The following is an 18864-nucleotide window of genomic DNA, read 5'->3' on the forward strand; positions in this document are numbered from 1 at the left end:
TTCTTTTTTTGTATATTAGGACTCTGTTGTAACAACAGCACCGTCTGCGTGAGGTGTCTCTCCTCCGGGATTTTGGTGTTGCTGTTCTTGTTGTTTCTTAGCCTCTTCTTCAGCTTTTTTCTTGGCCTCTTCTTCAGCTTTCTTCTTAGCTTCTTCTTCAGCTTTTTTCTTAGCTTCTTCTTCAGCTTTCCTTCTAGCTTCCTCATCAGCTTTCTTTTGAGCTTCTTCTTGCTGTTTACGTTGTTGTTCTTGCTGTTGTTCTTGTTGTTTCTTAGCCTCTTCTTCAGCCTTTTTCTTAGCTTCGTCTTGTTTTACTTTATCTTCATTAGCCTTTTTCTGGGCTTCCTCATCAGCTTTTTTCTTAGCTTCTTCATCGGCCTTTTTCTTAGCCTCTTCTTCAGCTTTTTTTGCATCTGGAGTTCCGCCAGGCGCAGTGAAGGATGCACCAACTGCTGGGCTTGTGCCAGTACCTTTTTTCGCTACTACAGAGAAGCTGTAAGTAACACCTGGTTTAATACCACCAAGAGTAGCTGTCGTACCACTTATTGATAGGCTACCACTTGAACCGTCAGTTGCTTTATAGCTGGCTGCATATGCATCAACTTCTGCTGGTCCAGACCAGTTTAGTGTAACTGTGCTAGCGCCATCAAAAGTGACATTCAGACCACTAGGGGCATCTACTTTAATTTGTTTAATTGCATCTTTTTTCGCACCTTTTACGTATAACTCTCCGTTTATTTCTTGTACAGAAGAAGGACGTTCAAAGCGTGATTTATCTGTAGCGAATTTGCTCATCATTACTTGGAACATTTGCTGTGCAATTCTAGTGGAGCGATCGCTAACATAATTTTTTGGACCATCTTTTTCGTAACCGGTCCAAACAGCCATTGTGTATTGTGGCGTATATCCAGCAAACCAGCTATCTCTGTTTGCATCAGCTGGGATGTCATATTTTTGAAGAACTGATTCATCAAAGTTTTGTGTTCCTGTTTTACCTGCTACGTCAACACCTGAAACGTATGCTGTTGGACCTGTACCACCAGAACCAGGTTTTACTACGTCACGAAGAACGTCAGTAACCATATAAGCTGTATAGTCTTGCATTGCGCGATGTTCTTTCGGTTTAAAGCTTTTCTTTTTCCCGTCCGGGAAGGTTACTTCTTTTACGAAGTGTGGTTTATTATAGTTACCACTATTACCAAAGGTTGCATATGCACCTGCTACTTCTAATGGAGAACTATCGTTACTACCGATTGCTGTTGATTCGTAGACTTTTCCTTCTTTAAAGGTCATGCCTAAACCTTCAGCAAATTCTTTTGACTTATTAAGACCAACTGTTTGTGCTGTCTTTAAAGCTGGAATGTTTAATGACTTTTTCAAAGCTTCACGTAGTGAAACGTCACCTTTGTAACTCTTTGTTGCATTTTGTATTTTCTTACCATTGGAATACGTATACTCTGAGTCGTTTAATTGATGGTATGTAGACCATTGTAAATTTTCAATTGCCGGACCGTAGTCGAAAATTGGTTTCATTGTTGAACCAACTTGGCGTTTTAAATCAGTTGCCATATTATGACCTTTGAAAGTAGACTTACTTTCTTTACGTCCAGCACCAATTGCTCGAACTTCTCCAGACTGTGTATCCATAAATACGAATGACCCTTGGAATTGATCGTCCGGATACTTAATAAGATTGCCATCCATAATTTTGTCGGCGTAATCTTGAGCATCTTGATCAAGTGTTGTATGAATCGTTAAACCATCTGAACCGATATTTACATCAGGATATTCTTTTTCAACTTCTTTTACAACCGCATCTAAAAATGCTTGATACTTCATCTCAGTTACTTCTGAAGACGGTTGAAGGCCCTCGGTTACTGGAATCTTAACGGCGTTATTCATTTCTTCTTTTGTTATATAACCATGTCGATTCATTAATGATAATACGACATTACGACGATTTGTTGCTCGTTCAACATTTTCCTTTTTTGTTGGATCATAAATGTTTGGACCTTGGGGTAAACCAGCGAGCATAGCAGCTTCATGTAATTGCAAGTCTTTTAAATCTTTACCATAATATTTTTGCGCTGCTGTCGCAATACCGTATGAACGGTTACCTAAATTAATCTTATTTAAGTACATTTCTAAAATCTCATGTTTAGAGTATTGTTGCTCTAATTTGTAAGATAAGTACCATTCTTGTACTTTTCTTTTAGCAGTTTTGTCCATCGTTAGAAAGTAGTTTTTAACGACTTGCTGTGTAATCGTACTACCACCTTGGGAACCGAAACCACCAGTGACATTTTCCATAACTGCTTTTGTAGTTCGTTTAAAATCAATTCCATTATGATCATAGAAACGCGAATCCTCAGTTGCAAGGAATGCATTTTCAACTACTTTTGGAATTTGATCATAAGTAACGTGTGTTCGTTTTTCAGCACCGTATTCATAGAAGAAATTCCCGTTTTTATCAAGAAACTTTGTTGATAAAGGATTAACAAGTTTGGCTTTGTCTAATTTTGGAGCATCCTTTACCATAACAAAGAAAGCGGAAACGCCGGCTACAAGACCAACGATACCAAGAAGTAGACAACCTATAAGAAATTTCTTGAAAAAGGAGCCTTTTTTCTTTGGTTTTTCTTCTTTATGTGTTTTTTTCTCTTGATTTTTCACATGATTTCGTTCTGTACGAGAACGATAATTATCTGACATTATACTTTCTCCTACCTTTCATTCTCTCCCCCAAAAGTCGAAAAAAGAGCCTTAGTGATGACTCTATCACGAAAAATAAACCATGTCTAGTACACGGATATAGTCAATCCGAGGGTGATAACCGCATGATAATAAGGATCCATGCTCTTCTATTTCTTCTTTCGTAATCGACTTGCGTCCACCAGTATTTTGACGATTCCAAAATGCAATAATATGTTTTGCATCTAGTAAATAAAATTCATCAAAAAGTGTAAATTTAATAATAACAAATGCAATTCCATTATGAGCAACCACTTGCTTCATATGTTCAATTTGATGAAGGTGGAAGTTTTGAAGTGGGAAACTAGTTTTATTTTTTGTTTCCTTTGCTTCAAAATCGATGTATTTCCCTTTGTATACACCGTTGTAATCTGTTGTAGAAGGTTGTTTAAAATACGCTTCTTTTACCACTGCAGCACTTCGAGCGGGGTAATCTACTTTTACAATTTGAAGAGGTGTAGGCTTTTTATGTACACATGCAATATTATGGGTTAAGTAATATTGATTTGTTTCATTCAATTCCTCTTCAAGGGACATACCTCTATTACTATAAGTATGTGTTTTTATAGGTGTTTTTTGAGGTTGTGAAGCTTGATTATACCTTTTTCCATTTGGGTAACGAATGGTCATAGTGTGTCCACCCCCAACTTGCTAAGAATTACTTACAAAGGTGATTATATCAAAAAATGAAAAAAGATGTGACCTTTTTGATGAAAGGTATGATGACTTATTTATGTTTACATGGAATGATTATATGAAAATGAAACAAAATCGAGAAAAAAATTTTTGTACAGAGGAAGAAAAAGCAATCATTCACAATATTAAAAAGAAAACAGAAATAGCTAATGTGGACAATATTTCTCGGACACAATCTTATCAAGAATATTATTTAAGAAATAGTGAAATCAGGTGGGCCTTTTTAGCGAGTATGGTTTCGAGAAATGCGGGCTGGAATATGACTGATTTAGAAGGGAGATATTATGCTACTGTTTTACCTAGAACGATAAAAAAACATTTATTTATTCTGTACGAACAGGCTAATTGGATTATTTTTTTAGATGCATTTCCTCAGCTATTATTGTATGAGGAAAGTAAGAAGAGACGTGCACCTCTCTTTCATTTGTTGCAATATTTCAACGTATCAATTTTTATGGAAAAAGAATGGTTACTTTTCTGGGAAAGAAGAGATATGAATAGGCTTATGACAGCGCTTATTATAAATGAACAAAATAAAATTCAAAAACCAGTCATTGAGAACACATATTTTAAAAAACATGTATTCCATACTGCACTTTTTAAAGTACAAGAAAGACTTCATATTAGTGCAGTTATCTTCCCAACAATTGAAGGGAGAATGTATGGATTTTCGGTTTATCAATTTGAAACGTTACAACAGCGCATAGAACTAGGAAAAAAATTAGCATGGTTATTGTTTCATCCAATTTATAATGGTTCGTTTTATAAGTTTGCATTGCAAACTACACATACTGGGTCTAGAGAAGATTATGAAGTTTACGCAAAGGAAACTCGAAAGTCTTATACGCCAACACTTAGAGATATTTATCCTGTTATTTTACATGAAGAAATAAAAATGAGAGATTGGTTTTGTGCAAATATGAAAATGAATGTGCTATTTGTACCTGAAGAACCTAAAGGGGAAGTTAATATAACAGAATGGTATAGAAGAAAGAGAGAACAAATCTATAGGCTATCTATCGCAAATCGTTTTGCTAAAAGGATGGATGAGTTCATGATATAATAAAAAAGAAGTCCCGTCTTCCATTTTGAAGACGGGACTTCTTAATTTGAAACAATCCTGCTATGTGTGCTACAACTTTAATCTCAAAACGCAATGCTAGTAGGAGATTAAGGGTGACTTGAAATTTAACTGTTCGTAATAAAGTCTCGCTTTATGTAGCAGGGAAGTTTGGACCATCTAGCTTTGGATTGCCAGTCTCGGGTTTATTTTGTTGTTTGTTTTGGTTTTTCTTTTTTTCATTTTTGTTCTTTGCCATTGTAATACACCTCCTTTTTGTATTGTTACCATTTCTATAAATGACATACGAAATGATTTCTTTGACGAATAACAACTAGTTTTGTCATGTGGGCAGGAGTGGTGAATCATTCGGCGAAATTACATGACAAAGGAAAAGCAAAGAAGGAGGCGTTTTGTATATGGCGATGGTTCAGAAGGAAGATGTAATGAAAAAAATGGATCAAATGTTAAGTTCTCTCGATTTGCTGGAAATGAATATAGGGATTAGAATGAATCATGCATTAAAGGATGCGAGTGAAAAAATATGCAATAAGATAGAAATAACAGAAATGCATATTGAACATATGGAAAATAAATTAGTGCATCACGAAGAGAAAGGGAATTGGGTAAAGACATTTCAAAACGTCGTAGTGAGTGCATAATAAGGTGGGAAAGAAATGAAGAATGAAGCATTAATACAGTCTTCAGAAAAACTCATGCAGTATAATAATGAAGCGAATGTAAAAAAGAGAGAACTAACCGAATACGACTTTTATAAGGATATGAAACCGTTTGTAGATATGGTAGATGAGGAATTAAAGAAGTGGAAAGAATTAGCTTATAAGTGGATTAAAGAAGAAAAGCCAAAATATATACATGTACAGCAAATTGATCAAGTATATGATAATTTACAAACGAATGTGTTGCAATGCTTTGTAAATAAAGGTAAAGGTAAACGATTCTTTGAAACACACCAAGCCATTTCGTATACTTTGCAAAATATAGTTGAGCAATGTAAATAACAAGAGGGAGAGCCCTCTTGTTATTTTTATGCTTCTGTCATTGTTGTAGGTTTTGTTGCGCCGTTTATTTCTAATTCTTTTATTAATGTTCGATAATCTGATATGCATATTTTTCCTTCGAGATACCAATGTCTCGCAAAGTCTAATAATTCATTTGCATTCTCTGTGCAATACCCCTTTTTTTGAGAAAACGCTTGTTTTAAATCCCCTAATACCATGTTGATTCCTCCCCCATGAGAATCTTCTTCTTCATTATCATAGCATGGAAGGGTTTTCTTTTTTAATTTTTTAAAAATTTAAACTTCCGACAAAAATAGACAGATACTCCATCACACATATTATTTTATAGGTACATATTATATATGTAGAAACTTATGTGAAGGAGGAGAGAATGCATGTTTCAACAACCTAACTTATATCAGCAAACGAATCCATATGCACAGCAAAATATGTACCAATATAATACGGATACATATTTACGGTATAATATGTATCCTTTCGAGCCTTATTATGGAAATCAAAATTATTATCAACCGTTTGAAGTGTCCTTTATGAATCAAGCTCAACAACCACAACAGCAGCAACCTTATGTGAATCAAGCTCAACAATCACAAGCTCAGCAACCATACATGAATCAACCACAGCAGCAGCCTTATATGAATTCGCAATATTATATGCCACCACCATCTCCGTATGCTAATCAACAAGCGATGTTTTATCCACCAAAACAACCGTACCCGACGCAGGGTAAGCAAAAGCAACAACAGCCAAGTCAGTTTTCTAGTTTTGTTTCTCAATTTAAAACATCAGATGGTAACTATGATGTAAATAAAATGATGAATACAGCTGGACAAATGATGAATGCGATGAATCAAGTGACAGGTATTGTAAAGCAAGTTGGAGGCTTTTTTGGTAAGTGATGTTGAAGGATTGTCTATAAAAACAATGTAAATGAAATAAAGGACTAGACAAATTTCCTTGTAATAAATGGGTATATATAACAAACGGCTTTCTCTCTTTTCTCATACTGTAAAGTGTAATCAGATTTTTTTAACGAGAGAGGAGAGAAAAAACTATGCATCATTGTCATCCTTGCTTTGGAGGGCATAAGCCTACAGGACCTATTTGTACGACTGCTCCTGTCATTCATCCGACGAAACAATGCGTAACACACTCTTTTTCAACAACGGTGGTGCCACACATTTTCCCAACACATACAACACATGTACATCATCAACAAATTAAAAACCAAAACTTCTTCCCGCAAACAAATTCAAATGTAAATGTTGTGGACCCAATCGACCCAGGATTCGGTGGCGGATGTGGACCGTGTGGCCATGGTCATCATCATCATCACCACGGTCATCAAATATCTCCATTTGGGCCAGGACCGAATGTATCACCGTTTGGACCAGGACCAAATGTATCACCGTTTTTACCAAACAATGTATCACCAGTAGGTCCAAATATCGGACCAAACGTTGGTGGAATATTTAAAAAGTAAATGATATGTTAGAACTAGCGAAATGCTAGTTCTTTTTTTGTAATTGGAGTGTTGATATGAAAGTTATTGCAGTAACAGGATATAAGCCATTTGAACTTGGAATATTTAAAAATGATCATCCAGGAGTGGAGTGTATAAAGAAAGCATTACACCGTAAATTAATCACTTTTGTAGAAGATGGTTTAGAATGGGTTATAATAAGCGGCCAATTAGGTGTAGAATTATGGGCTGCTGAAGTTGTTTTTGAAATGCAAGTAGAATATCCTGATTTAAAATTAGCGGTATTCACTCCGTTTTTAGAACAAGAAGAAAATTGGAAAGAAGATAATCGTGAATATTACGAATTTATTCTTTCTCAAGCAGACCATGTTGATAGTATCACGAAACGGAAGTATGAAAGCCCAGAGCAATTTAAATTAAAAAATCAATTTTTTATTGAAAAAAGTGATGCGCTTTTAGCGGTATACGATGAAGAAAAACCAGGAAGTCCCAAATATATTGTAGAATCAGCAAAGAAAAAAGGGGAAATAGAAAATTATCACAGTTATTTCATTCTTTTTTCTGATTTACAAGATATAATAGAAGAGGAACAGTGGAATAATGCAGAGTAATATGTAATATAGTACTCGTATATATGATTGACAAAAAGCATTGTTTCTGAAAAAATTTAGTTAATGAAAGTTTTGGTAAAAATTTGAGGTGAAGAAAATGATTTCGGATAAAATTAAATTAACAGCGAAAGATATTTTAGAAAAAGAATTTAAAACAGGTATGAGAGGTTATCAGCAAGAAGAAGTAGACAAGTTTCTTGATATGATCATTAAAGACTATGAAGCTTTCCACAAAGAGTTTGAGCAATTAAAGCAACAAAATGCTCGTTTAAAGCGTGAATTAGAGGAACAAAAACTAGCAGTAACGCAAGTTCCACAACAACCTGTACAAACACCAGTTGCACAACCGGTTTATAACAACACGAATACGGATATTTTAAAACGCTTATCTAACTTAGAAAAAGCTGTATTTGGAAGTAAGTTATACGAATGATGTAAGGTGGGAAAAGTTTTAAGCATTTTACATAGAAAAAAACGTTGCAAAATCTTTTTGTTTCCACTATACTAATGGATGTCATAACGTTTGGGTAATCGCTGCAACGCCAACGTTGTAGAGGAAAGTCCATGCTCGCACGGCCTGAGATGGCTGTAGTGTTCGTGCCTAGCCAATTCATAAGCTAGGGTATTCTGGCTGTAAGGCTGGTTTAACGGCAGGGAAAAAACCTAAGTCCTTTCGGATATGGTTTGACTACCTTTAAAGTGCCACAGTGACGAAGTCCTTGAAGAAATGATAGGAGTGGAACGAGGTAAACCCCACGAGCGAGAAACCCAAATAATGGTAGGGGAATCTTTTCCAAGGAAATGAACGACGGGAAAGGACAGGTTTTATAACCTGTAGATAGATGATTGCCACCGGAGTACGAGGCGTGGGCCGTTTGTAGTACAAAGGAACAGAACATGGCTTACAGAACGTTATGAACCAACTATGAAATAACTCAGCTCTCCTTTGTTAGAGGAGGGCTTTTTATTTGTATGAAGTTATAAAGTATGAGTTAAAATGGTTAATGAGAAAATTTTTCGTAAAATGTAATAATTAATAGGACCAATTGCTATTAATTATTGTTTGAATATACATAAGAGGTGAATGCAAATGGGAAAAGTTACTTTAATTGCAACAGCGGCAATGGGTATTGAAGCGTTAGTTGCCCGAGAAGTTCGCGATCTTGGTTATGAATGTCAAGTAGAAAACAGCAAAGTAACATTTGAAGCAGATGAAAAGGCGATTTGTCGTACGAACTTATGGTTACGTACTGCGGACCGTGTAAAAATTAAAGTTGGCGAATTTAAAGCAACGACATTTGATGAGCTATTTGAAAAAACGAAAGCATTAAACTGGGGAGATTATATTCCAGAGAATGGTGAATTCCCTGTTATCGGTAAATCTTTAAAATCTGAATTATTCAGTGTTTCGGATTGCCAACGTATCGTTAAAAAAGCTGTCGTTGAAAAATTAAAAACAACATATAAACGTACAACTTGGTTTGAAGAAGATGGTCCGTTATTCCGTATCGAGATTGCAATGCTCAAGGATATTGCAACATTAACAATTGATGCGAGCGGTGTTGGGCTTCATAAACGTGGATACCGTATGGATCAAGGGGAAGCTCCGTTAAAAGAAACATTAGCTGCGTCTTTAATTAAATTAACAAACTGGAAGCCAGATCGTCCATTTGTTGATCCATTCTGTGGATCAGGTACAATTCCGATTGAAGCAGCATTAATTGGACAAAACATTGCACCAGGATTTAACCGTGGTTTCGCATCTGACGAGTGGGGCTGGGTAGGTAAACAAAACTGGCGTGAAGCTCGTCAAGAAGCTGAAGATTTAGCGAACTATGATCAACGATTACAAATTATTGGATCAGATATTGATCATCGTATGATTCGAGTTGCTCAAGATAACGCAGAAGAAGTAGGCTTAGGCGATTTAATTACATTTAAACAAATGCAAGTAAAAGATTTCACAACAAAAGAGGATTATGGCTACGTTGTAACGAATCCTCCATACGGAGAACGTTTAAGTGAAAAAGCACTCGTTGAACAACTGTATAAAGAAATGGGACAAGTATTCCGCCCATTAGATACATGGTCAGCGTATGTATTAACAAGCTACGAAGCATTTGAGAAGTGTTACGGAAAAGATGCGTCGAAGAAGCGTAAGCTGTTTAACGGATTTATCCGTACAGATTACTACCAATACTTCGGAAAACGTCCACCGCGTAATTCATAGTATAAAACTCCTCTAGCGCGCATATACTGGCTATTATGTAATGCGTAAAGGAGGAAGTCATATGGATAATTTTCAATTATCAATGATTCAAAAAGCTATTCACCGTACGTATGATGAGCTCGGAAAAGAAGTGGATAGTCAAGGTGCGATTGTAGATGAAATACAAAAAGCACAAGAAGAATATTTGTCAGCTCTTTCACATGAAACAGCGATTGATAAACGGTATTTAAAGTCATTAATATAGAAGAAAATTTTCCTTTTTCGAAAGGAAAATTTTTTTTCGTGAATTTCTATGTATTGCAACAGGGGAAAGTGGCTGCACACATATGCGTAGCAGTTGCTATTATCTTTTTATAGAAAAACTTTTTGGTTGGAGGCTAAGGATGTTTACTGAGAAGAGATTACCATTTGAAGTAGGAAAACAAGATAATTTTTATGATAAGTTGAATGAGTGGATTGGAGATGTGTTTTACGACATCCTTCCGGAAAAAGGCTTTGAAGAGCGTGATGAACAAATTTTTATGGCGTTTCAGTTAGAACGCGCTTTCCAAGAAAAGAAAGTTATGTTCGCAGAAGCTGGTGTAGGAACAGGGAAAACAATTGTATATCTTCTATATGCAATTTGTTACGCGCGTTATACTGGGAAACCAGCTATTATTGCTTGTGCAGATGAAACGTTAATTGAGCAGCTTGTGAAAGAAGAAGGGGACATCGCTAAGTTATCTGAAGCATTAGGGCTATCTGTTGATGTAAGGCTTGCAAAATCAATGGATAATTATTTATGCTTACGTAAACTTGAAGATGTTATGAGTGGACGAGCTCCAGAAGTAATTGAAGACGTATATTACGAGTTACCACAGTTTGTATTCGATCATGGTACGATGCAAAACTTTACTCACTATGGTGACAGAAAAGAATTTCCACTTTTAAATGACGAAGAATGGTCAAAAGTAAATTGGGATTACTTCCAAGATTGCTTTACTTGTGATTCTCGTCATCGTTGTGGACAAACTCTTTCTCGTGAACATTATCGTAAAGCAGCAGATTTAATTATTTGTTCTCAAGATTTCTATATGGATCATATTTGGACGTACGATGCTCGTAAGCGTGAAGGGCAAATTCCATTATTACCAGAAAGTAGCTGCGTTGTATTCGATGAAGGACATCTTGTAGAATATGCAGCTCAAAAAGCTTTAACATACCGTTTAAAGCAAACGATGATGGAGCAACTATTAACGAGATTGCTACAAAACGATATTCGTGAGGAGTTTGCACATTTAGTAGAAGAAACAATTTGGCAAACTGAACGATTCTTTGATGTGTTACAAGAGAATAAAAAGGAAATTGCCGGTTCTGATCGTCTAGAAATTACTGTGACAGAAAAAGTAACAGCTGAAGCGAAACGACTTTATGCAAAAATCGGTGAAGTTGGAGATGCATTAGTATTCGAAAGTGAAATGCATACAGTAAACACGTATGATTTAAATATTGTTGATGAGCATTTAGATGTATTAGAACATTCACTTCGTCTGTTCATGCACGAGAAAAATGTAATTACTTGGGGTGAAGAAGGTGATGGTGCCTTCACGTTAGTTATTATGCCGCGTGCAGTTGAAGAAGTGTTACAAGAGAAAGTATTCTCGAAGAAAATACCGTATATTTTCTCTTCTGCGACATTATCGAACAACGATTCATTCGCTTTCACAGCTAATAGCCTAGGGGTAAAAGATTACTTGTCATTCTCAGTTGCTTCACCGTTTGATTACGAAGAGCAAATGACAGTAAACTTACTATCACATACGAAAGAAAATGAATGGGAAAGAAAGTGTCAATATACACTTGAAAATATACAAAAAACAAATGGACGTACGCTTGTATTATTCCGTACAACGCAAGAGCTTGCAGCGTTCAAAGAGTATGTAAGTAAAGAGCAAATGTCGGTTCCGTTCTTATATGAAGGAGATCAGGAAATTAGCCAGCTCGTTTCTCGTTTCCAAAATGAAGAAGAGACTGTACTTTGTGCGGTTCATTTATGGGAAGGTTTAGATATTCCTGGTTCATCATTATCGCACGTTATTATTTGGTCTTTACCATTCCCTCCAAACGATCCTGTGTTTGAAGCGAAACGTAAGCACGTAAATGATCCATTCTGGGATGTAGATGTACCATATATGATTTTACGACTTCGTCAAGGAATTGGGCGTTTAATTCGTACAAGTGAAGATAAAGGTGCTATATCAATTTTCTTATCTGATTCAGAAGATGAGAAAGTAGTTGCAGCTGTGAAAAATGTACTGCCAGTAGAAGGTAAAGAATTATAAGGAGAAAGCTTGGCGCTTGCCAAGCTTTTTTTCTATTATAAAAGGAATTTATGTTTCTGTGTCGAATTAAATTTGAGGTAGAAAAAGGAGGCTTTTATACGATGACAGTTGCTACATATGAAGTAGAAAAACAATTTTTAACATACGTGAAGAAGATACAAAATTACGGAGAAGCATTAAGTTTAATGTTTTGGGATTTAAGAACAGGTGCACCAAAAAAAGGTGTAGATCAGCGTTCAGAAGTAATTGGTATGCTTTCGTCAGAAGTGTTTGCTATGTCGACTTCAGATGAGATGGGAAACTATTTAACAGAGCTTGAAGCTTTAATACGTGAAGATAAACTTTCTGAAACAACGAAGAAAATGGTTGAAGAGTGTCGGAAAGAATATGATAGAAATAAAAAAATTCCACAAGCTGAATATGAGGCTTATGTGAAATTAGAAGCGAAAGCAGAGAGTGTGTGGGAAGAAGCTCGTGAAAAATCTGATTTCGAAATGTTCCGCCCATACTTAGAAAAAATTGTTGAATTTAAAAAGAAATTTATTACATATTGGGGTTATGAAATATATAAATATAATACATTATTAGACATGTATGAGCCAGGTATTACAGTAGAAGTTTTAGATCACGTATTTGGTCAACTTCGTGAGCGCATCGTGCCGCTTGTAAAAGAAATCTCTGAGTCTAAAAAAGGATTAAAAACAAGTGCTTTATCGGAACAATTTTCAAAAGAAAAACAAAAGAACTTTACATTAGAACTATTAAAGCAATTGAATTATGACTTTGAAGCAGGTCGTCTTGATGAAACAGTGCATCCTTTCGAAATTACATTAAATAGAGGGGATGTTCGTATTACGACACGCTATGATGAAAAAGATTTTCGTATGGCTGTTTTTGGAACGATTCATGAATGTGGTCATGCAGTATATGAACAAAATATTGCAGAACAATTTGAAGGTACACCACTTTGCAGTGGTACATCTATGGGTATTCACGAATCACAATCATTATTCTTTGAGAACTTTATCGGCCGTAATAAATCATTCTGGAAGAAAAATTATGATTTATTAAAAGAGTATAGCAATGGTCAATTTGATGATATGTCAGTCGATGAATTTTATGATGCAATTAACGAATCGAAGCCGTCATTCATTCGTATAGAAGCAGATGAGCTTACATACCCGCTTCATGTTATGGTGCGTTATGAATTAGAGAAAGAATTATTTGATGGTACATTACAAGTGAAGGACTTACCAGCAGCTTGGAATGATAAGATGGAAGCATATTTAGGAATTCGTCCGGAAAATGATGCACAAGGTGTATTGCAAGATGTTCACTGGGCTGGTGGCTCATTTGGATACTTCCCATCTTATGCGCTTGGTTACATGTATGCAGCGCAATTTAAGCAAAGAATGTTAAAAGACATTCCGAACTTTGATGCATTATTAGAAGAAGGAAACGTAACACCGATTCGTGAATGGTTAACAGAACATATTCACCAATATGGTAAAACGAAAAAGCCGCTTGAAATTTTAGAAGATGTAACAGGTGAAGGCTTAAATGCAAACTACTTAGCCGATTATTTAGAAGCGAAATATAAAGAGATTTATGAGTTGTAAAAAAAGAGCTGCTTAATTGCAGCTCTTTTTTAAAGGGGGATGGGAGAATGGACTATACATATACAGTAATGACGCAAGAAGAAGCAGAAGAAATTGCATACAACTGGCATTATGAAGGGAACTATTCCTTTTACGATATAGAGGCAGATGAAGAAGATTTAGCTGAATTTTTACATGATGAAAGTAGAGGGAATCATACATTTTCTGTGAAGGAAAATGGCACTCTCATTGGTTATTTTACTGTTTGTAAAATAAATGACGGAACGGTTGATATTGGTCTTGGAATGAGACCTAATATAACTGGGAACGGATTTGGTTTACAGTTCTTAAACGCTATACTAGCTTTTAGTAAAGAAAAATATGGATGCAAGTATATAACACTATCAGTAGCTATATTTAATGAGAGAGCGATTAAAGTGTATAAAAGGGCAGGATTTGAAGTAGTTGGAACGTTTATACAGAAAACAAATGGTAGTTGTTTTGAGTTTTTGAAAATGAATTATATATGTAAAAATGATTAAAAAACAGAAGAATCTCCTTCTGTTTTTTTATGCAGAAATAAATCATACTTTTTGTAATTGGAAGTTTTGAAATTTTGGAAGAGGATGTGTATGATTGAAGTTTAATAGTAAATAGCAAGTTTAGTAAGGAGAGACAGCATGAGTATAATTAAAACGAAAAATGAAATAGAGTTAATGCATGAATCTGGAAAATTACTTGCTTCATGTCATAGAGAAATTGCGAAGATGATGAAACCAGGTATTACTACAAAAGAAATTAATACGTTTGTTGAAGCATATTTAGAACAGCATGGTGCAACGTCTGAGCAGAAAGGGTACAACGGATATCCATATGCGATATGTGCATCTGTAAACGATGAAATGTGTCATGCGTTTCCGGCCGATGTTCCTTTAACTGAGGGTGATATTGTAACAATTGACACGGTAGTAAACTTAAATGGGGGTCTTTCAGATTCTGCTTGGACGTATAGAGTTGGAAAAGTTTCTGATGAAGCAGAAAAGTTGTTGTTAGTAGCTGAGAATGCTTTGTATAAAGGAATTGACCAGGCGGTAATTGGTAATCATGTAGGAGATATTGGCTATGCAATTGAAAGTTATGTAACAAATGAAGGTTTTTCTGTTGCAAGAGACTTTACGGGGCATGGAATCGGTAAAGAGATTCATGAAGAACCAGCAATTTTTCATTTTGGGAAACAAGGACAAGGACCTCAGTTACAAGAAGGAATGGTAATTACAATTGAACCGATTGTAAATATAGGTATGCGATATTCTAAAGTAGATTTAAATGGGTGGACTGCACGAACGATGGACGGGAAATTATCAGCTCAATATGAGCATACAATTGCGATTACAAAAGATGGGCCAATCATTTTAACGAAGTTGTAATTGGAAATGAAAGAGTTTGCAAAACTCGAACAAAAATAGTAGTTTTTAAAAATTTGTACGTGTTTTTTCGATAAATGCTTTTCAAAGCATAAAAAGTACGTTATAATCCTTCTATAAAATAAATAGTTAGCTACACTCATATAATCGCGGGGATATGGCCTGCAAGTTTCTACCGAAGTACCGTAAATACTTTGACTATGAGTGAGGACGAATATAATTGCTTGTTTAGCATTCTTTTTTTGCGAAACTCAAAAAGCGCGTCTCTCACTTGTAACGAGTGGTGGTGGCTTTTGGAGTTTTTTTATTGCATAAGAGGGGGAACAAACATGAAAGTATTACAAGAAAAGATTTTGAACGAAGGAAAGGTTTTATCTGGTGACGTATTAAAGGTAGATGCTTTTTTAAATCATCAAATTGATCCAGTACTTATGCAAGAAATCGGAAAAGAATTTGCTAAACGTTTTAAAGAAGAGAACATTACAAAAATCGTGACGATTGAATCTTCAGGCATTGCACCAGCAGTTATGGCTGCATTAGAGCTTGGTGTAAAAGTAATTTTTGCACGAAAACGTAAATCGTTAACGTTACAAGATAATATGTACGTTGCAAACGTATATTCATTTACAAAACAAGAAACAAATGAAATTTCATTATCTCGAAATCATATCGATGAAAATGATCGTGTATTAATCATCGATGACTTTTTAGCAAACGGTCAGGCTGCTTTAGGTTTAATGAGTTTAGTAGAGCAAGCTGGAGCGAGTATTGCAGGAATTGGAATTGTTATTGAAAAAGCATTTCAAGATGGAGGAAAGAAGCTTCGTGAACAAGGCGTTCGTGTTGAATCACTAGCAGAAATTGCATCACTTGATAACGGCACAGTTACATTTGTACAGCAAGAAACTGCGGAGGTGAAATAAACGATGAAGCAGCATCCATTTAAAATTGCATCGCTTGGTATGCAGCATATGCTTGCAATGTATGCTGGAGCAATTATCGTTCCGCTTATTGTGGGCGGTGGACTTGGTTTAAATCAAAAAGAGTTAACATATTTAGTCTCAATTGATTTATTAATGTGCGGCGTTGCGACAATTTTACAAGCATTATCAAATCGCTTTTTCGGTATAGGACTTCCCGTTGTACTTGGTTGTACATTTACAGCCGTTGGACCGATGATTGCGATTGGAAAACAATACGGTGTGTCTTCAATTTATGGAGCAATTATTGCTGCTGGGTTATTCGTTGTTATTTTTGCGAAATTATTTGGAAAACTTGTAAAACTGTTTCCACCTGTTGTAACAGGATCTGTTGTTACTGTAATTGGAGTTACACTTGTTCCAGCAGCAATTAATGATATGGCTGGAGGAGTAGGAAGTAAGGATTTCGGTAGTCTTGAAAATTTAGCATTAGCATTTGGTGTGTTATTATTTATCATCATTATGTATCGTTTCTTTGATGGATTTATTCGTTCAATCTCTATTTTACTAGGTCTATTGTTCGGTACTATCGTTGCAGCGTTTATGGGGAAAGTAAGTTTGCAAGCGGTTGGAGAGGCGGATTGGTTCCACGGTATTCAACCATTTTACTTTGGTACACCAACATTTGAATTAACACCAATTATTACGATGATTCTCGTTGCTTGTGTAGGGATTGTAGAAGCAACGGGTGTATACTTTGCATTATCTGATATTTGCAATAAAAAAATCGGTGAAAAAGAATTAACAAAAGGCTATCGCGCAGAAGGATTAGCGATGGTGTTAGGTGGCATTTTCAACGCGTTCCCATATACAACATACTCTCAAAACGTAGGACTTGTTCAATTAACTGGAGTAAGAAATCGCGTTATTATTTATACTTGCGGTGGTATGTTAATCGTACTTGGTTTCATTCCTAAAATCGCAGCTATTACAACAATTATTCCGAAATCAGTACTGGGCGGTGCGATGTTAGCGATGTTCGGTATGGTTATGGCATATGGTATTAAAATGTTAAGTAGCGTTGACTTCGGAAGACAAGAAAACTTATTAATCGTTGCATGTTCTGTCGGAATTGGGCTTGGCGTAACAGTCGTTCCTACATTATTTTCACAACTTCCAGAAAGCATTCGTATTTTAACAGATAACGGAATTGTACTTGGAAGTGCGTCAGCAGTACTTTTAAATATCGTATTTAATATGGTGCCGCAGCGCAAAGTGAAAGTAGAAGAAGAGCCAGTATCTATGCAAAATGCAGTAAGAGAAGCGTAAAAAAGCAAGGTCTCGTTACGAGACCTTGCTTTTCTTTTTAAGTGGCATCATTTTCCCGTAAGTACCAAGACGCCAAATGTACTCAAGTGGCCCGTATTGGTACTGTGAAAGCCACCAGCGGCTAATAAAGATTTGTAACGTGTAGAAACTAATGCAGAATATTGGTCCAACCCATAATGGAGCAGGATAATAATTTTTAAGAAATAGACCAAATACAAGTAATGTAACAATTGTATGCGAGATGTAATTTGTTAATGCCATTCGTCCAACGTATTGGAATGGACGTAATAACGTTTGCCATTTTTCTTTTTGTAATAAACGCATTAGTGTGAAAATGTAGAATATGAATAACGTTTTTCCGCTAAACATTGTAAAGACCTGCATATAAATTGGTTCATAAAATGGTTTTGATAAGAAGTAACGAACCATGAAGAACCACATTGGTAATGTAAAAAGGAACATAATAATTTGCCATTTTTTAAGCTTTGGATCTAACTCTTTCGCGCGGCGGAAAATATCCTTTTTGCCGGCGTATAAACCAAGTAAAAACAGCCCAACTGTTTCTGGGAGCATAAGTAAATTTAATCCAATTCCATCAGCGTAAAATGCATGGAAACGATTTTGTATTTGTGACAGCCAGTCTTCTAATGGCATGATAGGTAAGGAAAAACCTAGCTCTTCCTTTGGTACCAATGCAACCGTAATACCAGCCATTAGCATAATGAATTGAAAAATACTCAATAAAACGATAGCCCATATTAAAATAGTACGAGGTTCTCTCTTATAAAATAAAAATAAGAAAAATCCAGCAATTGCATAAGTATGTAAAATGTCTCCGTCCCATAAAAGAACGTAATGTAAGAAACCGAATAATAATAAAATAAGTAAGCGGCGAACAAATAAAATTTTTGGATGATCTGTTTTCGCTTCAGCACGACTCATAAAAATATAAAAACCTAATCCGAATAAAAACGAAAAAATTGTATAAAATTTCGTTTGAATAAACATATCGTAAAATAGGCGAATGTAGCTGTCTATCCCTTCGTAAATTCCTGAAAGATCACGTGAGTCAACCCCGGCGATAACAGGCCAATTCACAAGAAAAATACCTAGTACAGCTATTCCTCTAATAATATCAATGGAGTGTATCCTCTCGCCTTGTGTGAGATTTTGTGTCATTTTTTTCCTCCTTGTTAAGTAATTCCCTTTTATTATACGAAATGTAAGGTGGAGGGGATAGGGGATATTTCCATTTTTTTAAACTGTTAAGTTATGTAGGATGAGATATAATAAGAGTGCACAACAAGTTTTAACCTTTTTCAAAACAGGCAGTAAAGCTCCTTCTTATAAGGAGCTTTCTTTATGAAAAGTGTTGATAATGATTCTCTTTAATGATAA

Annotated in this window: 20 protein-coding genes, 1 other RNA gene and 1 riboswitch; of the genes, 16 read left to right on the plus strand and 5 right to left on the minus strand. The window is 35.6% G+C overall.

Translation table 11 applies throughout. The features are described from left to right. Positions 1-15: 15 nt before the first annotated feature. Together ACZDYH_RS10575 and recU are read right to left on the minus strand one after the other, a co-directional pair. Positions 16-2712 (minus strand): PBP1A family penicillin-binding protein, encoded by a 2697-nt coding sequence (locus tag ACZDYH_RS10575; protein WP_474886299.1) that lies wholly within the window; start codon positions 2710-2712, stop codon positions 16-18. A 66-nt stretch (positions 2713-2778) separates the two neighbouring features. Further along, a complete protein-coding gene (gene recU / locus ACZDYH_RS10580) occupies positions 2779-3381 on the minus strand; it encodes a Holliday junction resolvase RecU (RefSeq protein ID WP_000155598.1) in 603 nt (200 codons plus the stop codon). A 103-nt stretch (positions 3382-3484) separates the two neighbouring features. Between recU and ACZDYH_RS10585 the strand changes: the two genes are divergently transcribed. Next, the gene (locus tag ACZDYH_RS10585; protein WP_434713922.1) at positions 3485-4510 is read left to right on the plus strand and encodes a DUF2515 domain-containing protein; all 1026 of its coding nucleotides are present in this window, start codon (positions 3485-3487) and stop codon (positions 4508-4510) included. A gap of 151 nt (positions 4511-4661) precedes the next feature. Here ACZDYH_RS10585 and ACZDYH_RS10590 read toward each other — a convergent pair whose 3' ends face one another. Next, positions 4662-4841 (minus strand): hypothetical protein, encoded by a 180-nt coding sequence (locus ACZDYH_RS10590; RefSeq protein WP_001987054.1) that lies wholly within the window; start codon positions 4839-4841, stop codon positions 4662-4664. Between the two features lie 85 nt (positions 4842-4926). Here ACZDYH_RS10590 and ACZDYH_RS10595 point away from each other — a divergent pair, with 85 nt between their 5' ends. Together ACZDYH_RS10595 and ACZDYH_RS10600 are read left to right on the plus strand one after the other, a co-directional pair. Beyond that, the gene (locus ACZDYH_RS10595) at positions 4927-5169 is read left to right on the plus strand and encodes a hypothetical protein (protein WP_001252036.1); all 243 of its coding nucleotides are present in this window, start codon (positions 4927-4929) and stop codon (positions 5167-5169) included. Between the two features lie 15 nt (positions 5170-5184). Continuing rightward, positions 5185-5529: a YppE family protein gene (locus ACZDYH_RS10600; RefSeq protein ID WP_000786939.1), complete on the plus strand. Its 345-nt coding sequence runs from the start codon at positions 5185-5187 to the stop codon at positions 5527-5529. Positions 5530-5555: 26 nt separating this feature from the next. On the opposite strand, the gene ACZDYH_RS10605 is transcribed toward ACZDYH_RS10600, so the two are convergent. Then, complete coding sequence (locus ACZDYH_RS10605) at positions 5556-5747, minus strand: YppF family protein (protein WP_000242652.1); 192 nt, start codon at positions 5745-5747, stop codon at positions 5556-5558. Between the two features lie 177 nt (positions 5748-5924). Here ACZDYH_RS10605 and ACZDYH_RS10610 point away from each other — a divergent pair, with 177 nt between their 5' ends. From ACZDYH_RS10610 to pbuX, 13 genes are all read left to right on the plus strand, one after another. Continuing rightward, a complete protein-coding gene (locus ACZDYH_RS10610; RefSeq protein WP_006924368.1) occupies positions 5925-6449 on the plus strand; it encodes a YppG family protein in 525 nt (174 codons plus the stop codon). A 155-nt stretch (positions 6450-6604) separates the two neighbouring features. Next, on the plus strand, positions 6605-7033 hold the full coding sequence (locus tag ACZDYH_RS10615) for a CotD family spore coat protein (RefSeq protein WP_000546270.1): 429 nt from the start codon (positions 6605-6607) through the stop codon (positions 7031-7033). A gap of 56 nt (positions 7034-7089) precedes the next feature. Then, a complete protein-coding gene (locus ACZDYH_RS10620) occupies positions 7090-7644 on the plus strand; it encodes an SLOG family protein (RefSeq protein WP_000862908.1) in 555 nt (184 codons plus the stop codon). Positions 7645-7741: 97 nt separating this feature from the next. Further along, a complete protein-coding gene (gene gpsB / locus ACZDYH_RS10625) occupies positions 7742-8077 on the plus strand; it encodes a cell division regulator GpsB (protein ID WP_000622431.1) in 336 nt (111 codons plus the stop codon). An 86-nt stretch (positions 8078-8163) separates the two neighbouring features. After that, an RNA gene (gene rnpB / locus ACZDYH_RS10630) (RNase P RNA component class B) lies at positions 8164-8554 on the plus strand. A gap of 180 nt (positions 8555-8734) precedes the next feature. Continuing rightward, positions 8735-9874, plus strand: coding sequence for a THUMP domain-containing class I SAM-dependent RNA methyltransferase (locus ACZDYH_RS10635; RefSeq protein ID WP_000521224.1), 1140 nt, complete (start codon positions 8735-8737; stop codon positions 9872-9874). 61 nt (positions 9875-9935) lie between these two features. After that, complete coding sequence (locus ACZDYH_RS10640; RefSeq protein ID WP_000368570.1) at positions 9936-10118, plus strand: DUF3921 domain-containing protein; 183 nt, start codon at positions 9936-9938, stop codon at positions 10116-10118. Between the two features lie 139 nt (positions 10119-10257). Next, on the plus strand, positions 10258-12195 hold the full coding sequence (locus tag ACZDYH_RS10645) for an ATP-dependent DNA helicase (RefSeq protein ID WP_000493709.1): 1938 nt from the start codon (positions 10258-10260) through the stop codon (positions 12193-12195). Positions 12196-12296: 101 nt separating this feature from the next. Then, positions 12297-13814, plus strand: a complete 1518-nt coding sequence (gene ypwA / locus ACZDYH_RS10650; RefSeq protein ID WP_410990351.1) for a carboxypeptidase — start codon at positions 12297-12299, stop codon at positions 13812-13814. Positions 13815-13861: 47 nt separating this feature from the next. Further along, complete coding sequence (locus tag ACZDYH_RS10655) at positions 13862-14335, plus strand: GNAT family N-acetyltransferase (RefSeq protein ID WP_017657091.1); 474 nt, start codon at positions 13862-13864, stop codon at positions 14333-14335. Positions 14336-14473: 138 nt separating this feature from the next. Further along, a complete protein-coding gene (locus tag ACZDYH_RS10660) occupies positions 14474-15220 on the plus strand; it encodes a type I methionyl aminopeptidase (RefSeq protein WP_000022487.1) in 747 nt (248 codons plus the stop codon). Positions 15221-15336: 116 nt separating this feature from the next. Next, a riboswitch (purine riboswitch) is annotated at positions 15337-15438 on the plus strand. 108 nt (positions 15439-15546) lie between these two features. After that, positions 15547-16140: a xanthine phosphoribosyltransferase gene (locus ACZDYH_RS10665; protein ID WP_000866483.1), complete on the plus strand. Its 594-nt coding sequence runs from the start codon at positions 15547-15549 to the stop codon at positions 16138-16140. 3 nt (positions 16141-16143) lie between these two features. Beyond that, positions 16144-17466, plus strand: coding sequence for a xanthine permease PbuX (gene pbuX, locus ACZDYH_RS10670; protein ID WP_000809224.1), 1323 nt, complete (start codon positions 16144-16146; stop codon positions 17464-17466). A gap of 15 nt (positions 17467-17481) precedes the next feature. Here pbuX and ACZDYH_RS10675 read toward each other — a convergent pair whose 3' ends face one another. Next, positions 17482-18645 (minus strand): DUF418 domain-containing protein, encoded by a 1164-nt coding sequence (locus tag ACZDYH_RS10675; RefSeq protein WP_434713929.1) that lies wholly within the window; start codon positions 18643-18645, stop codon positions 17482-17484. Positions 18646-18864 lie beyond the last annotated feature (219 nt).

Source organism: Bacillus sp. EB V-12 (assembly GCF_056158125.1).

Bases quoted from the DNA above. Each gene is read 5' to 3' on its own strand.
- recU (WP_000155598.1), bottom strand. From the start codon at position 3,381: ATGACCATTCGTTACCCAAATGGAAAAAGGTATAATCAAGCTTCACAA.
- ACZDYH_RS10605 (WP_000242652.1), bottom strand. From the start codon at position 5,747: ATGGTATTAGGGGATTTAAAACAAGCGTTTTCTCAAAAAAAGGGGTAT.
- ACZDYH_RS10655 (WP_017657091.1), top strand. From the start codon at position 13,862: ATGGACTATACATATACAGTAATGACGCAAGAAGAAGCAGAAGAAATT.
- ACZDYH_RS10600 (WP_000786939.1), top strand. From the start codon at position 5,185: ATGAAGAATGAAGCATTAATACAGTCTTCAGAAAAACTCATGCAGTAT.
- ACZDYH_RS10640 (WP_000368570.1), top strand. From the start codon at position 9,936: ATGGATAATTTTCAATTATCAATGATTCAAAAAGCTATTCACCGTACG.
- gpsB (WP_000622431.1), top strand. From the start codon at position 7,742: ATGATTTCGGATAAAATTAAATTAACAGCGAAAGATATTTTAGAAAAA.
- ACZDYH_RS10585 (WP_434713922.1), top strand. From the start codon at position 3,485: ATGTTTACATGGAATGATTATATGAAAATGAAACAAAATCGAGAAAAA.
- ACZDYH_RS10675 (WP_434713929.1), bottom strand. From the start codon at position 18,645: ATGACACAAAATCTCACACAAGGCGAGAGGATACACTCCATTGATATT.
- ACZDYH_RS10645 (WP_000493709.1), top strand. From the start codon at position 10,258: ATGTTTACTGAGAAGAGATTACCATTTGAAGTAGGAAAACAAGATAAT.
- ACZDYH_RS10665 (WP_000866483.1), top strand. From the start codon at position 15,547: ATGAAAGTATTACAAGAAAAGATTTTGAACGAAGGAAAGGTTTTATCT.
- ypwA (WP_410990351.1), top strand. From the start codon at position 12,297: ATGACAGTTGCTACATATGAAGTAGAAAAACAATTTTTAACATACGTG.
- ACZDYH_RS10615 (WP_000546270.1), top strand. From the start codon at position 6,605: ATGCATCATTGTCATCCTTGCTTTGGAGGGCATAAGCCTACAGGACCT.
- ACZDYH_RS10635 (WP_000521224.1), top strand. From the start codon at position 8,735: ATGGGAAAAGTTACTTTAATTGCAACAGCGGCAATGGGTATTGAAGCG.
- ACZDYH_RS10575 (WP_474886299.1), bottom strand. From the start codon at position 2,712: ATGTCAGATAATTATCGTTCTCGTACAGAACGAAATCATGTGAAAAAT.
- ACZDYH_RS10610 (WP_006924368.1), top strand. From the start codon at position 5,925: ATGTTTCAACAACCTAACTTATATCAGCAAACGAATCCATATGCACAG.
- ACZDYH_RS10595 (WP_001252036.1), top strand. From the start codon at position 4,927: ATGGCGATGGTTCAGAAGGAAGATGTAATGAAAAAAATGGATCAAATG.
- ACZDYH_RS10620 (WP_000862908.1), top strand. From the start codon at position 7,090: ATGAAAGTTATTGCAGTAACAGGATATAAGCCATTTGAACTTGGAATA.
- ACZDYH_RS10660 (WP_000022487.1), top strand. From the start codon at position 14,474: ATGAGTATAATTAAAACGAAAAATGAAATAGAGTTAATGCATGAATCT.
- pbuX (WP_000809224.1), top strand. From the start codon at position 16,144: ATGAAGCAGCATCCATTTAAAATTGCATCGCTTGGTATGCAGCATATG.